Annotated in this window: 11 protein-coding genes and 1 other annotated feature; all 11 genes read left to right on the forward strand. The window is 44.3% G+C overall.

Annotation, left to right across the window (positions count from 1 at the left end; translation table 11 throughout):
• Positions 1–108: 108 nt before the first annotated feature.
• The 11 genes from clpX (at position 109) to MKY84_RS07455 (ending at position 15,456) form a co-directional block, all read left to right on the forward strand.
• Positions 109–1,374: an ATP-dependent protease ATP-binding subunit ClpX gene (clpX, locus tag MKY84_RS07405; protein WP_342525193.1), complete on the forward strand. Its 1,266-nt coding sequence runs from the start codon at positions 109–111 to the stop codon at positions 1,372–1,374.
• 485 nt (positions 1,375–1,859) lie between these two features.
• Positions 1,860–4,190 (forward strand): endopeptidase La, encoded by a 2,331-nt coding sequence (gene lon, locus MKY84_RS07410; RefSeq protein WP_342525195.1) that lies wholly within the window; start codon positions 1,860–1,862, stop codon positions 4,188–4,190.
• Entirely contained in the window at positions 4,180–4,767 is a 588-nt protein-coding gene (gene yihA / locus MKY84_RS07415) for a ribosome biogenesis GTP-binding protein YihA/YsxC (protein ID WP_342525197.1), read from the forward strand. Before lon ends, yihA begins: the two co-directional genes overlap by 11 nt.
• A 445-nt stretch (positions 4,768–5,212) precedes the next feature.
• Positions 5,213–6,577, forward strand: a complete 1,365-nt coding sequence (gene hemA / locus MKY84_RS07420; protein WP_342525200.1) for a glutamyl-tRNA reductase — start codon at positions 5,213–5,215, stop codon at positions 6,575–6,577.
• Positions 6,578–6,669: 92 nt separating this feature from the next.
• Positions 6,670–7,497: a cytochrome c biogenesis protein CcsA gene (ccsA, locus tag MKY84_RS07425; protein ID WP_342525202.1), complete on the forward strand. Its 828-nt coding sequence runs from the start codon at positions 6,670–6,672 to the stop codon at positions 7,495–7,497.
• A gap of 18 nt (positions 7,498–7,515) precedes the next feature.
• A complete protein-coding gene (gene hemC / locus MKY84_RS07430; protein ID WP_342525205.1) occupies positions 7,516–8,445 on the forward strand; it encodes a hydroxymethylbilane synthase in 930 nt (309 codons plus the stop codon).
• A complete protein-coding gene (locus MKY84_RS07435; RefSeq protein ID WP_342525207.1) occupies positions 8,438–9,148 on the forward strand; it encodes a uroporphyrinogen-III synthase in 711 nt (236 codons plus the stop codon). Before hemC ends, MKY84_RS07435 begins: the two co-directional genes overlap by 8 nt.
• 5 nt (positions 9,149–9,153) lie before the next feature.
• The gene (hemB, locus tag MKY84_RS07440) at positions 9,154–10,134 is read left to right on the forward strand and encodes a porphobilinogen synthase (RefSeq protein ID WP_342525209.1); all 981 of its coding nucleotides are present in this window, start codon (positions 9,154–9,156) and stop codon (positions 10,132–10,134) included.
• Positions 10,135–11,427 (forward strand): glutamate-1-semialdehyde 2,1-aminomutase, encoded by a 1,293-nt coding sequence (hemL, locus tag MKY84_RS07445; protein ID WP_342525211.1) that lies wholly within the window; start codon positions 10,135–10,137, stop codon positions 11,425–11,427.
• 282 nt (positions 11,428–11,709) lie between these two features.
• Positions 11,710–12,294 (forward strand): hypothetical protein, encoded by a 585-nt coding sequence (locus tag MKY84_RS07450; RefSeq protein ID WP_342525213.1) that lies wholly within the window; start codon positions 11,710–11,712, stop codon positions 12,292–12,294.
• A gap of 235 nt (positions 12,295–12,529) precedes the next feature.
• Positions 12,530–12,747, forward strand: a binding site (T-box leader).
• Between the two features lie 66 nt (positions 12,748–12,813).
• Entirely contained in the window at positions 12,814–15,456 is a 2,643-nt protein-coding gene (locus MKY84_RS07455) for a valine--tRNA ligase (RefSeq protein WP_342525215.1), read from the forward strand.
• The last annotated feature ends 103 nt before the right edge of the window (positions 15,457–15,559 follow it).

Raw genomic sequence — 15,559 nt, forward strand, 5'->3', positions numbered from 1 at the left:
TACGGAGCAAGGTACAGAGGATTCTGTGCCTTGTTCTTTACATAATCATTTCATTTGCTATACATACCATAATCTTGTAAACTAAATCTCTGAATAGGGGTGAGTACAGTGTTCAAATTTAACGACGAAAAAGGGAACTTAAAGTGTTCGTTCTGCGGTAAACCTCAAGAACAGGTCCGCAAACTTGTAGCTGGCCCTGGAGTATATATTTGTGATGAATGTATCGATCTTTGCTCTGAAATTGTAGAGGAAGAACTAGGAACAGAAGAAGAAGTTGAATACCGTGAAGTACCAAAACCACGTGAAATTCAAGGGATTCTCGGTGAATATGTCATTGGACAAGACCGCGCGAAAAAAGCACTGGCAGTTGCCGTTTATAATCATTACAAACGTATCAATTCAAATAGCGTCATCGACGAAGTCGAATTATCAAAATCGAATATCGTCCTAATTGGACCAACAGGTAGCGGGAAAACGCTTCTTGCTCAGACACTTGCACGCATTCTAAATGTACCATTTGCAATTGCAGATGCGACTTCACTAACAGAAGCCGGCTATGTCGGGGAAGACGTAGAAAACATTCTACTTAAATTGATCCAATCAGCGGATTACGATATTGAACGTGCAGAAAAAGGTATCATCTACATCGATGAAATCGATAAAGTAGCACGTAAATCAGAAAACCCATCGATTACGCGTGATGTATCAGGTGAAGGCGTTCAGCAAGCACTTCTGAAAATTCTTGAAGGTACAACAGCAAGCGTGCCACCACAAGGCGGACGTAAGCATCCTCATCAAGAATTCTTACAAATCGACACAACAAACATCTTGTTTATTGTCGGTGGTGCATTTGATGGCATCGAATCCATCATCAAACGTCGTATGGGTGAAAAAATCATCGGTTTCGGTGCAGATCCAAACAAGAAAGATCCAGAAGCAGATAGCTTAATGGCAAACCTGATTCCTGAAGATCTATTGAAATTTGGTCTAATCCCAGAATTTATCGGCCGTTTACCAGTGTTAGCAAGCTTAGAAACGTTAAATGTGGACGCTCTTGTTCAAATTTTAACGGAACCTAAAAATGCTTTGGTCAAACAGTACGAAAAAATGATGGAACTAGATGGCGTGAAACTAACTTTTAATCCGGATGCTCTTACTGAAATCGCAAAACTGGCGATTGAACGTAAAACAGGTGCTCGTGGATTGCGCTCCATCATCGAAAATATCATGTTGGATGTGATGTTCGATCTTCCTTCTCGTGAAGACATAGTAGAATGTGTCATCACAAAAGAAACCGTAACGGAAAGCAAACCGCCGAAGTTATTAAAAGAAGACGGCACGGAATTCCAAAACGATACAAAGACGTCTGCTTAATCGCAAACATCCAGCTGGCTTTCTGTTAGCTCAACTATGAGCCGACAGGAAGTCAGTTTTTTATTTTTAGATGTGGAGAACGCCGTTCTAGAAACTCCGAAGGAATCGGTCGTGCCCGTGAAGGCGTTTTTCAGCCTTTGCGGGAGCGATGGCATTTTGCGTGATTTCTAGGAGGTGCAACTCGATTGCGTTAGATGTGGAGCCGACTGTTCAGAAACTGAGCGGTCGTTCTTCGTACGTAATCGTGATTTCATGTGCATTAAACGCAATTTGTTAGGACGAAACACGGATTTATTCGACATAATTGAGTTTTAATGAGACGAAGTCGTTTTATGGAAACTAAACACCCGGCACCACCAAAGCTTCACAAACCAACCATTCATCAGTTACAGGAAGAAAGTGCATGTCCTTAGGGATATTTGCCCGGTTTCGAGTATACTAAATGAACAAGCTGGTCAACATAGACCATGAAAGGTGGAATCTTGATGACCTCACAAGAAAGTACACGTTATCCCGTACTCCCATTACGAGGACTCCTCGTATTTCCTACACTTACACTACATATCGATGTAGGAAGAAAGAAATCAATGGCGGCCTTACAAGCAGCCATGAAACTAGATGAAAAAATTGTACTTGTCGCACAAAAAGATATGGAACTCGATAACCCGAGTCAAGATGATCTTTACACGGTAGGTGTAGTGGTCCATATTCGTCAATTGATGAAATTACCGAACGGCACAATGCGTGTACAAGTAGAGGGACTAGAACGCGCCGTCATTGAATCTTATGAAGATGCTAAAGCATTCGATCAAGTAGTCGTTTCTACGATTACTGAATCCAAATTGCCTTCTTCTGAACAAGAAGCATTGATGCGCACGCTTCACGAAGGCTTTACGAAATTCAGTAAGCTCTCTAAGCAAGTGTCGGAAGAATCTTCACGTGCTGCAGCTGAGATTCCTGAACCAGGAAGACTGGCAGACACGGTGGCGACACATTTACCGCTTCGAGTAACTGCGAAACAAGAAGTTCTTGAAACCTTTGATGTCACAGATCGCTTAATGTACTTGGTTGAAAAGCTAGAAAACGAGAAAGAAATCTTGGATCTTGAGAAAAAGATTCAAATTCGTGTCAAAAAAGCTATGGAACAGACGCAAAAAGAATTTTACTTGCGCGAACAGATGAAAGCCATCCAATCAGAGCTTGGTGACAAAGACGGCAAGACTGGTGAAGTATCTGACCTCCGTAAAAAGATTGAAGCGACCGGTTTCCCAGAAGCTACTCGTAAAAATGTTTTAAAAGAATTGGACCGCTTTGAGCGCATTCCTGCCCAGTCTCCCGAGAGTGGTGTAATCCGCAATTATTTGGACTGGATGACTTCGATTCCATGGACAAGTAAAACGGAAGATCAGCTCGATATCCATCGTTCTCAAGAAATTTTGGACCGTGATCATGATGGTCTCGAAAAAGTGAAAGAACGTATTTTAGAATATTTAGCCGTTCGCCAGTTAACCCAATCATTAAGAGGACCTATCCTATGTTTAGTGGGACCTCCAGGAGTAGGGAAGACATCACTGGCTAAATCGATTGCCGAATCTTTGGACCGTAACTTCGTCCGTGTCGCTCTAGGTGGCGTGCGTGATGAGTCTGAAATTCGTGGGCATCGCCGTACGTATATTGGCGCAATGCCAGGCCGTATCATTCAAGGGATGAAAAAAGCTGGAACAATTAATCCTGTCTTCCTGCTGGACGAAATCGATAAAATGTCGAATGACTTCCGCGGTGATCCTTCGTCTGCCATGTTGGAAGTTTTGGACCCAGAGCAAAACAATTCGTTCAGCGATCATTACATCGAAGAATCGTACAATCTGTCTAATGTGTTATTTATTGCGACGGCCAACGATTTATCCTCTATTCCGGGTCCTTTACGTGACCGGATGGAAGTGATTTCTCTTGCCGGTTATACAGAAATGGAAAAAGTCGATATCGCCGAACATCATTTACTTCCGAAGCAAATGAAAGAACATGGCTTGACGAAATCCAAGATTTCTATCAAACGCGATGTCTTACTTGATGTCGTCCGTTATTACACGCGTGAAGCAGGCGTTCGTTCACTCGAGCGAACAATTGCCGGCATCTGCCGTAAAGCCGCTCTTCAAATCGTTAAAGGTGAGAAGAAAAAAGTATCTGTCACAGTGAAGAACCTAGAATATTTCCTGGGCAAGCGCAAGTTCCGACACGGACAGGCTGAAGAGTCTAACCAAGTCGGTGCTGCAACAGGTTTAGCGTATACTTCTGTTGGTGGAGATACTTTGCAAATCGAAGTATCCTTATCCGCTGGAAAAGGCAAATTGCAATTGACAGGGAAACTAGGCGACGTTATGAAAGAGTCTGCGCAAACAGCGTTATCCTATGTACGATCTAATGCAGAATCTCTAGGCATTGCATCAGACTTCCATGAGAAATTTGATATCCACATTCACGTTCCAGAAGGCGCAGTTCCTAAAGATGGACCTTCCGCTGGAATCACAATCACAACGGCACTAGTCTCAGCATTGACTGGTCGTCCTGTAAAACGTGAAGTAGGGATGACTGGAGAAGTAACACTGCGTGGTCGCGTCTTACCAATAGGTGGACTAAAAGAAAAAACATTGAGTGCGCACCGTGCCGGCATCAACACCATCATTATGCCAAAGGACAATGTACCGGACATGGAAGACATTCCGGAAAGCATTCGCGGAGAGTTAACATTCCATCCAGTTTCACAGGTGGAGGAAGTTTTGGCCATCGCACTGGAGGAGACAACTTATGCAAATTAACAATATTGAATTACTGATCAGCGCCGTCCGCCCCGAGCAGTACCCAGAAACGGGTCTGCCTGAAGTGGCCTTAGCAGGTCGTTCAAATGTAGGGAAATCGTCTTTCATCAATCGCATGATTGGACGCAAAAGCATGGCACGTATTTCATCTAAGCCGGGGAAAACACAAACGCTCAACTTCTATAAAATCGAAGAGCAACTTGTTTTCGTCGACGTACCGGGATATGGCTATGCCAAAGTTTCAAAAACAGAAAGAGCAGCATGGGGCCGAATGATTGAAACGTATTTCACTTCTCGTGAAACGTTGAAGTCTGTTGTCTTAATTGTTGATCTGCGCCACCCACCTACAAATGACGACATCATGATGTATGATTTCTTGAAGCACTATTCCATTCCGTGTATCATTGTCGCGACAAAGTCCGATAAGATACCGAAGGGCAAATGGGAAAAGCATAAGAAAATCGTCAAAGAAACGTTGGATATGGATGCAGCCGATCCTCTAGTTCTTTTCTCGTCGGAAACGGGCAAAGGCCATGATGAAGCATGGGACGAAATTCGTAAAGCAATTGAAAAATAAGGTCACTCTGGTTTGTTCCGCAGTTTTTTCCTTGCAAGGTTTGGAGGAAAGGGCTGTGGGGCAGACTTTTTTGTATTTTCTATGTACCTGTGCACCAAACTATTCAACACAATTTGCATAAAAATAAAAGAATGCAGTCATAGCTTGATTTATTGTGAATGGTTATGTAATTGCAGTGAATAGTCAGAGTAGTTTGGTGCACAGGTACCCAAAAGGGAATAAATACCAAATTGATATCTAGCCACTAAAAACCAAATAATCTGAATAAGCCCATATCGTTGTAAGCCTCACGACCTTTTGATACACTAGCTTTAGAATCATTCTAAACTAGAACGTGAACCCACATTTTTCTTTCATACAGTGTTCACAAATGTCGAAGTACGCTGTCCTACTCGTATGCTATACTAGGACTAGTGAAATGGACGTATAAAGGAGATATGACGCAATGAACACTCTCGTGGTCGGTGTCAACTACCGAACAGCGCCTGTTGAGATTCGTGAAAAGCTTTCATTTATTGAAGCGGAACTTCCGAATGCAATGGAAGCGTTGCAGGAGCAAAAAAGCATACTCGAAAATGTAATCGTCTCGACGTGTAACCGAACAGAAGTCTACGCTACTGTAGATCAGTTGCACACAGGGAAATACTATATAAAGCAATTTTTAGCTGCTTGGTTTGACCTTAGCATTGATGAACTGACTCGTTACGTGTTCATCAAAGAAGAAGATGAGGCAAAGAAGCACTTGTTCAAAGTATCAGCGGGGATCGACTCGATGGTTCTTGGGGAAACACAAATTCTCGGACAAGTGAAGAAAAGCTTCCTTTCGGGTCAAGAAAATGGCACGACGGGTACCGTCTTTAACCAGTTGTTCAAACAAGCAGTGACGTTCGCAAAACGGGCACATGCTGAAACAGCCATTGGGGAAAACGCAGTATCTGTATCGTATGCGGCAGTTGAACTCGGAAAGAAAATTTTCGGTTCACTGAAAAACAAGCATATCGTCATTCTCGGCGCAGGGAAGATGGGCGAACTGGCTATCCAAAACCTACATGGTTCTGGCGCTGGAAAAGTGACCGTCATCAACCGCACGTTTGAAAAAGCAGAACTGCTTGCTGCTAAATTTGATGGCAAGGCAAAACCTCTTGATGAGTTGCAGTGTACGCTACTTGAAGCGGACATTTTAATCAGCTCAACAGGCTCTTCGACTTACGTCATCGATTTCGAATTGATGGAATTTGTTGATAAACTGCGTAAAGGGAAGCCATTATTCATGGTGGATATCGCCGTACCACGCGACTTAGACCCAAAAATCGGGGATTTACCGAACGTCTTCTTGTATGACATCGATGATCTTCAAGGCATCGTAGAAGCTAACTTAGCTGAGCGAAAACGTGCAGCAGCGAAGATTGAAGGCATGATTGAAACAGAAGTTGCGACATTTAATGAATGGATTGTCACATTAGGTGTTGTTCCTGTGATTTCAGCACTTCGCAAGAAAGCAACCACGATTCAACAAGAAACGATGGCATCGATTGAAAACAAAATGCCTGAACTGACAGAACGTGAACGCAAAATTTTAAACAAACATACGAAATCAATTATTAATAAGCTGTTGAAGGAACCGATTCTTCAAGCAAAAGAGTTGTCAACTAGCCCAGAAGCTGCCAAGCAACTAGCTATGTTCCAGCAAATCTTTGGTATCGAAGAAGAGGTCAAAGACGAAGTACAGCTTGCTCAACAAAAAGCCAAAACCGCGAAAGCCAAAACTTCTCAAGAAGCACAATTGGCACGCGGTGAATACTCGTTTTAAAGACTGAAAAGGCGTTTCTCCAATCTATTTGTGGCATAATAGATGATAGAGAAATGCCTTTTTTCTTTGAATTTCAGTAGAGGATGATTGCAATGAATGAGTTATGGATGTTACGGCTACAGGAAATCATCGTAATCGTGATTGCTGTCAGCCTCGTTTTTTATGTCATCGACTTCTTGAAAAAGAACACGCGCATGAATCGTATTGGCACGTCTCTACTGATTACAGGGTGGAGTGTCCAGACGCTTCTACTGCTGTATTTATTTATAAATGACAATCGTTTTCCAATCTTGTCACTTGAAGAAGGGTTCTATTTTTATGCCTGGTTATTACTTGGTGTGACAATTGCATTAAAAGTGATCTGGAAATTAGATATCCCTGCTTTATTGTTCAGCTGTCTCGGCTTCGTATTTTTAGTCATTCACACTTTCGGGGCAGGGCGGACGACAGGTGGAGAAGTTTCGGAATACTTAATCAGTGAATTGCTCATCATTCATATTACATTCGCCATACTCGCGTATGTGGCATTTTCCGTGTCCTTCGTATTCTCTATTTTGTATTTAGTGCTTTACCGCATGTTGAAAAAGAAGAAATGGACAGCGCAATTTGCCCGATTGCCTTCACTCGCACAAGCTGAAGCCATGATGACTTATTCCATAATAGCGGGTATTCCTTTATTATTTGTGAGCTTATTGTTAGGCTTAGAGTGGGGCTATATTGCAATTGATGGCTTTAACTGGCTCGACTCAAAAATCGTCACGTCGTTTCTCTTACTGGTCGTGTATTTGTTCGTATTTATCACGCGCGAACGTCCACGCATTGTGGGAACGACCTATGCATGGATTCATGTGTATGCATTCTTATTTGTACTGATTAATTTTTTCCTCGGAAGCTCGTTTTCCGAATTTCACTTATGGTAACTAGAAAGGTTGAGAACTATGCGTAAAATTATCGTTGGCTCACGCCGAAGCAAACTCGCTCTATGGCAAACAAATTGGTTCATCGAGCAAATGAAACAGAGCGGAGCCCCGTTTGAATTTGAAATTAAAGAAATCGTGACTAAAGGAGATCGCATTCTAGACGTAACACTTTCAAAAGTGGGCGGAAAAGGTCTTTTCGTGAAAGAAATCGAACAAGCCTTGTACGACAAAGAAATCGATTTCGCGGTGCACAGTATGAAGGACATGCCTTCAGCTATGCCAGAAGGTTTAGTAATTGGATGCGTTCCTGAACGCGTCGATGAGCGTGATGCCTTTATTTCGAACGATCACGTCAAGCTTGCTGATCTACCTGCAGGAGCAGTAGTAGGAACAAGCAGTTTGCGCCGTAGTGCACAAATCTTACTTCAACGCCCTGATGTCGAAATCAAGTGGATTCGCGGAAACGTGGACACACGCCTTGCGAAACTAGCAGCTGGTGAATACGATGCCATCATCTTGGCAGCAGCTGGACTAAAGCGTCTAGGCTGGAGCGACAACACGGTCACGGAATACTTAGACGCAGAAATGTGTATTCCAGCGGTAGGGCAAGGAGCACTTGCTATTGAATGCCGTGAAGACGATGCGGAATTACTAGAAGCTCTAAGCAAACTAACAGATGCCAACACGTGGAAAACAGTAGAAGCTGAACGTGCGTTTCTTCATGCAATGGACGGCGGTTGCCAAGTGCCGATTGCAGGCCATGCAGTTATCCAAGGCGATATGATTACGATGACAGGCTTAGTCGCAGCCCCTGACGCTTCTATCGTTTATAAAGAAACAAAGTCTGGAACTGATGCAACAGCGCTAGGGAAAGAGATTGCAGAGGCCCTTACAAAAGAGGGTGCCTATGACTTGATCCAACGCGTCAAAGAACAGGCCGATGTCTAAAGCAGAACCTTTCATTCTTACGAGTCAACTACATGACGAAGAATTGATCACTACAATTAAAAATGCAGGGTTTCAGCCAGTCCATTTACCGCTGATTGAAACACAGCCTGTTGTACTAACAGAAGCGGAGCTCGCACAGGTCATGGCCTGTGACTGGCTCCTCTTTACAAGTCAGACAGCTGTTCATGCCTTTTTTCAGCAAACCAATCAAGCTGTGCAAGCGAAGTTCGCAGTGGTTGGAAGCAAGACAGAAAGAGCACTGACTACGTATGGTTACACGGCAAGTTTCAAACCCTCGATTTTTAGTGCGGATGTGTTTGTGAAGGAGTGGAATGAACAACAAACTCCTAATCAACATGTAGCCTTTCTAAAAGGTAATTTGGCCAAAGCAACCATTGAAACTGGCTTAGCTGCACAAGTGACAAGCTACGTAATATATGAAACAGTGGCCTTAACACAAAATGTTTCAGAAATTGAACAGCTATGTCAAACCATGGCCAAAACCACAGTTGTATTCGCCAGTCCATCTGCCGTGCATACTTATTCGCAAGGACAAGGCAAAGTGTTGAATTCAACAATATACTGTGCGATCGGACATATTACTAAAAAAGCCATGCAAGATAACGGTTTTCCCGTTCACGTTATGCCATCTCGCTATACATTCGAGGATTTGCTGACGGAACGGATTCAATATAAGGAGTGAATTACATGCAACCCACTTTTAAACGCCACCGCAGATTGCGTACATCCGCAGCAATGCGTGCGCTTGTCAAAGAAACGTATCTTCACAAAGAAGATTTAATCTACCCACTGTTTGTTGCAGAAGGCGAGAACCGTAAAACGGAAGTCAAGTCTATGCCAGGCGTCTTTCAATTTTCGCTAGACCGATTGGGTGAAGAATTAGATGAAATCGTAGAACTTGGTATCCAGTCCATCATCTTATTTGGCTTGCCAGCTGAAAAAGACGAATTAGGGACAGGTGCTTATCACAATCACGGCATCATTCAAGAAGCCACTCGACTTGTCAAAGACCGCCATCCTCAATTGTTGGTGATTGCAGACACATGTCTTTGTGAATACACAAGCCATGGTCACTGTGGTGTTGTCGATGAGGAAGAGCGCATTGTGAACGATGATTCGTTGAATTTATTGGCGAAAACTGCAGTCAGCCAAGCGCAAGCTGGAGCCGACATTATTGCCCCGTCAAACATGATGGATGGCTTTGTAGTGGTTATTCGCAAAGCTTTGGACGATGCAGGATTCCATGACATTCCGATTATGTCTTACGCAGTGAAATACGCATCTGGTTACTATGGTCCATTCCGTGAAGCAGCAGATGGTGCACCAAAATTCGGCGACCGCAAGACGTATCAAATGGATTACTCCAATCGTCTTGAAGCACTTCGGGAAGCACAATCAGATGTTGACGAAGGCGCTGACTTCTTGATCGTCAAACCAGCACTCAGCTATCTGGACATCATTCGTGATGTACGTAATGCTCATGAGCTTCCAATCGTAGCGTATAACGTAAGTGGAGAGTATGCGATGGTCAAAGCAGCAGCCATTAATGGCTGGATCGACGAAAAATCAGTCGTCATGGAAACGATGACAAGCATGAAACGTGCAGGTGCAGATTTAATTTTGACCTACCACGCAAAAGACGTAGCAAAATGGCTGGAGGAGAACTAAATGACGAGAACGTACACGAAATCTCAGCAAGCATTTGAACAAGCAAAAGATTTGATGCCTGGTGGCGTGAACAGTCCTGTTCGTGCATTTAAATCTGTGAACATGGAACCTATCTTCATGGAAAAAGGCAAAGGCGCTATTGTCACGGACATCGACGGCAATGACTACATCGATTATGTATTGTCTTGGGGACCTCTGATTCTAGGCCACACGAATGACAAAGTGGTATCTGAAATTCAACGCGTTGCCCAGCTTGGTTCAAGTTTTGGAGCTTCTACCCTCATTGAAAACGAAATGGCGAAGTTAGTCATGGACCGCGTTCCTTCGATCGAAATGATTCGTATGGTGTCATCGGGTACAGAGGCTACAATGTCGGCACTACGTTTAGCTCGCGGATTTACAGGCCGCAACAAAATTTTGAAATTTGAAGGAAGCTACCACGGTCACGGGGACAGCTTGTTGATTAAAGCTGGTTCAGGTGTGGCAACATTAGGTCTTCCGGATTCACCAGGAGTGCCTGAGTCAGTTGCGAAAAACACATTAACCGTGCCATTTAATGACCTAGAAACCGTCAAAGAGGTATTCAATCACTTTGGAGATGACATCGCAGCGATCATCACAGAACCAGTGGCAGGGAACATGGGAGTTGTCCCACCGCAACCTGGATTCTTAGAAGGCTTGCGTGCGATAACAGAAGAGCACGGCGCACTACTTATCTTTGATGAGGTTATGACAGGCTTCCGTGTAGATTACGGCTGTGCACAGGGCTTTTACGGCGTAAAGCCGGACATTACGTGTCTTGGTAAAGTCATCGGTGGTGGCTTACCAGTAGGTGCGTTTGGTGGACGTCGCGACATCATGGAGCAAATCGCTCCTGCGGGTTCTGTGTACCAAGCGGGAACATTATCAGGAAATCCTCTAGCTATGGCAGCAGGGTATGCGACTTTATCTCAATTAACACCAGAGAGCTATGAGTACTTCCAAAAACTTGGTGACCGTCTTGAAGAAGGCTTCCGTCAAGTGGCGACTGAGTTCAATATTCCTCACACAGTAAACCGCGCAGGTTCCATGATCGGCTTCTTCTTTACAAACGAAGAAGTGACAAATTACGACCAGGCGAAAACGTCAGATTTGAACTTGTTTGCTGATGTTTACCGTTTGATGGCCGAGCAAGGCGTTTACTTGCCACCATCCCAGTTTGAAGGATTATTCTTATCAACAGCTCATACAGAAGCTCATATCGACCAAACGATTGCAGCGTTCCGTGAAGCGTTTAAGCAACTTAAAGGATAAATTATTATAATCTGAAATGACAAGTTGAGTGGAGTGGAGGGACTGACTCCAGTGGGATTAAAAGCGTTACGTGAGGCCCTGCAAGAGCTTGCGACGAGGAGACTCACTACGCGCCCACGGAAAGCAGTCCCGGAACGGAACTCAACGCAAATAAATCAGTAGGTTCTCTGGAATTATTAAATCTAGAGTACCTACTGATTTCTTTTTCAGCTGAAAACCATAAATTCATTTATGCATATTCCCTTAGACACCACGCATATCATACGTCAGGGAGGGGAATTAATGGATAAAACCTGGACAGAACACGAAACATTTCAATTGGCACCACCACTTGGCACGTTTACAGAAGCACGCGACTTTCGCATTCAACCGCTCTTTACCTGGAAAGAAACCAACGGGCACTGGGAACTGAAAGGTGTCTACAAACTGATGGTGAAAGCAGCAGTCGATGCGGAAGCCACTGGAGAACTAGAGATACCCACAACTGCTACGCTGATTGACGACGTCGATCAGCAAGAGGAAGGCGTGTATTTTGAATACGCCTTACCATTTCAAATTGTTGTCGCCGCAGAAAAAGTGGCGGCTGGCACAACACCAGAATTTCATGTGACCAAGCACTCCAGTGCAGTAGATGAAGGAGCGGTGGCTTGTCAGTGGGAAGCTTGTGTACGATATGAACCAGCAACCATAGAGAAAGAAGCGTCTAGTTACTTCGAAGAATCTTTCGAAATACAAGAACTACTCGACTCCACGATTGAGCATATCGAAGAAAACTACGTTGTGTTTGATCAAAATGCACTTCCGCCATGGAAAGATACGTATACGACCTACACAATTCCCCTTAGATCACATCATGGTGGAACATAAAACACAAACCAACCAAAGCGAGAAGTACTAAAAAATCACCTGTGGTAGGGACAAAGAGCGTTCGCAGCAATTGAAAGCAGGCAATGGGAATACAAATCGATTTGCAGTAAAAGCGTGGTTTGCGGCACCAGTCTGGCAAAAAATGTGGATTGTAACGCCTTTTCATCTTGCAACACCTCCTTTCGTAGCGACTTGACGCCTTGTTGCAGATTGCTTACAATAAGAAGCACATAGATAAAATGCAACGAACGGGAAGAGTAGAGATTCCTCTGATCCAAAGAGAGAAGGCCAGCTGGTGAGAGGTCTTCGGTCATGAGTCACGAAGGTAGCCCGGGAGCAGCTGTTATGAACTTGAAAGTAGTAGCAGCCGGTGAAGAGCCGTTAGTGAATGAAGTGCATGCTTTTTTAAGCATGAATTAAAGGTGGTACCGCGATTATGCCCTCGTCCTTTTCCGAAGGATGGGGGTTTTTTGTGTTCTCTCCCACTTCATTCGCATCAATCCAAAAGGAGTGACGTACATGACAAACGAAATTGAAATGCCGACCAAGTACGATCCGCAGTCAATCGAACAAGGACGCTATGACTGGTGGTTACAAGGGAAATACTTTGAAGCTCATCCAGAAGGCGACAAGCAGCCGTATACGATCGTGATTCCACCGCCGAACGTAACAGGAAAGCTCCATTTAGGACACGCTTGGGACACAACACTGCAAGACATCATCACTCGTATGAAGCGTATGCAAGGTTACGACGCTTTATGGTTACCGGGGATGGACCATGCAGGGATTGCCACACAAGCAAAAGTAGAAGAAAAGCTTCGTGCTGAGGGCAAGACACGCTACGACCTTGGACGAGAAGCATTTGTCGAAGAGACATGGAAATGGAAAGAAGAATATGCAGGACACATTCGTGCACAGTGGTCGAAGCTTGGTTTAGGACTTGATTACTCTCGTGAACGCTTTACATTAGATGAAGGCTTGTCTCATGCAGTGCGCGAAGTATTCGTGAAGCTTTACGAGAAGGACTTGATCTACCGCGGTGAATACATCATCAACTGGGATCCAGCAACGAAAACGGCCCTTTCAGATATCGAAGTCATCCACAAAGAAATCGAGGGTGCTTTCTATCATATGCACTACCCGCTAACAGATGGAACAGGCTCCATCGATGTAGCGACAACACGGCCTGAAACGATGCTAGGGGATACTGCGGTTGCCGTTCACCCAGAAGACGAGCGCTACAAGCACTTGATCGGAAAAACGGTGACACTGCCAATCGTTGGACGTGAAATTCCAATCGTTGCAGACGATTACGTGGACATGGAATTCGGAAGCGGTGCTGTAAAAATCACGCCAGCTCATGACCCGAATGACTTTGAAATCGGTAATCGCCACAATTTAGAACGTGTTCTTGTGATGAACGAGGACGGGTCGATGAATGGCAATGCTGGTAAGTATGAAGGAATGGACCGTTTTGAATGCCGTAAGCAAATCGTCAAAGATCTGCAAGAGATGGACGTATTGTTCAAAATTGAAACGCATGTGCACTCTGTAGGGCATTCAGAGCGCAGTGGAGCTGTCGTAGAACCTTACCTGTCGACTCAATGGTTCGTTCGCATGAAGCCTCTTGCACAGCAAGCTATGGACATTCAAGATACAGACGGAAAAGTAAACTTCATTCCAGAGCGTTTCGAAAATACGTATATGCGCTGGATGGAAAACTTGCATGACTGGTGTATCTCTCGTCAGCTTTGGTGGGGCCACCGCATTCCGGCTTGGTACCACAAAGAAACTGGAGAGGTTTTCGTTGGACACGAGGCTCCGGAAGATTTAGAAAACTGGCGACAAGAAGACGATGTACTGGATACTTGGTTCTCGTCTGCTCTATGGCCGTTTTCAACAATGGGCTGGCCTGATGGTACGAACGAAGAGTTCAAAAAATATTACCCAACCAATACACTTGTGACGGGGTATGACATTATTGCCTTCTGGGTTTCTCGAATGATCTTCCAAGGTGTTGAATTTACCGGAGAGCGCCCGTTCAAAGATGTGCTGATTCATGGATTAGTGCGTGATGCAGAAGGCCGCAAAATGTCGAAATCACTGGGTAATGGTGTGGATCCAATGGATGTCATCAGTGAGTACGGTGCCGATTCACTTCGTTACTTCTTATCAACTGGGTCTTCACCAGGACAAGACCTTCGCTACTCTACTGAAAAGGTAGAAGCGGTTTGGAACTTTGCCAACAAGATTTGGAATGCTTCCCGTTTTGCGTTAATGAATATGGACGGCTTGAAGTATGAAGAAATCGATTTAACGGGTGAAAAATCAGTTGCGGATGCTTGGATTTTAACGCGTTTGAATGAAACGATTGAAACGGTGACACGTCTGTCTGAACGCTACGAGTTCGGGGAAGTCGGCCGTGCGCTGTACAACTTCATCTGGGATGATTTCTGTGATTGGTACATCGAAATGGCGAAATTGCCTCTTTACGGAGAAGATGAAGCAGCGAAGAAACTGACACGTTCGGTTCTAGCTCATGTGCTTGATCAGACAATGCGCCTGTTGCACCCATTCATGCCATTCATCACGGAAGAGATTTGGCAGAACTTGCCGCATCAAGGAGACTCCATCGTGACAGCCAGTTGGCCAACAGTTCGCGACGATTTGAATTTCCCTGAGCAAGCGGAAGAAATGAAGTTGCTTTCTGAAATCATTCGTTCGGTACGTGCGATTCGTGCAGAAGTACAGACGCCAATGAGCAAAAAAGTGCCATTGATTTTGTCTGCAAAAGACGAAAAAGCACTGGCAACACTTGAAAACAACGCAGCGTATATCGAAAAGTTCTGTAATCCAGAAACACTAGAGATCGGCTTACGAATTGATGCACCTGAAAAAGCGATGTCGGCTGTTGTGACAGGGGCTGAACTTTTCTTACCACTTCAAGGCTTGATTGACATTGAGGCAGAGCTTGCTCGTCTTGAAAAAGAACTGGCGAAATGGGAAAAAGAAGTGAAACTTGTTCAAGGGAAGCTATCGAATGAACGCTTTGTTTCAAAAGCTCCAGAAGCCGTTGTTGCGGAAGAACGTGCGAAAGAAGCGGATTATCTTGAGAAGCGCGATACGGTTATCAAACGATTAGAAGAACTGAAAAACCTATAACAATTTGAAGAGAGGGCAACTGCCTTCTCTTTTTTTAGGTCTCCTTTTTCTTTTTTTTCTTTTTTTTTAGGTGCCTGTCCCAAAAACAATTCTGATATTCATG

Origin of the sequence: Chryseomicrobium sp. FSL W7-1435, assembly GCF_038595005.1 — a bacterium.
GTDB lineage: Bacteria > Bacillota > Bacilli > Bacillales_A > Planococcaceae > Chryseomicrobium.

Coding starts and splice junctions, on each gene's coding strand:
- lon (WP_342525195.1), top strand. CDS start 1,860: ATGACCTCACAAGAAAGTACACGTTATCCCGTACTCCCATTACGAGGA.
- yihA (WP_342525197.1), top strand. CDS start 4,180: ATGCAAATTAACAATATTGAATTACTGATCAGCGCCGTCCGCCCCGAG.
- hemA (WP_342525200.1), top strand. CDS start 5,213: ATGAACACTCTCGTGGTCGGTGTCAACTACCGAACAGCGCCTGTTGAG.
- ccsA (WP_342525202.1), top strand. CDS start 6,670: ATGAATGAGTTATGGATGTTACGGCTACAGGAAATCATCGTAATCGTG.
- hemC (WP_342525205.1), top strand. CDS start 7,516: ATGCGTAAAATTATCGTTGGCTCACGCCGAAGCAAACTCGCTCTATGG.
- MKY84_RS07435 (WP_342525207.1), top strand. CDS start 8,438: ATGTCTAAAGCAGAACCTTTCATTCTTACGAGTCAACTACATGACGAA.
- hemB (WP_342525209.1), top strand. CDS start 9,154: ATGCAACCCACTTTTAAACGCCACCGCAGATTGCGTACATCCGCAGCA.
- hemL (WP_342525211.1), top strand. CDS start 10,135: ATGACGAGAACGTACACGAAATCTCAGCAAGCATTTGAACAAGCAAAA.
- MKY84_RS07450 (WP_342525213.1), top strand. CDS start 11,710: ATGGATAAAACCTGGACAGAACACGAAACATTTCAATTGGCACCACCA.
- MKY84_RS07455 (WP_342525215.1), top strand. CDS start 12,814: ATGACAAACGAAATTGAAATGCCGACCAAGTACGATCCGCAGTCAATC.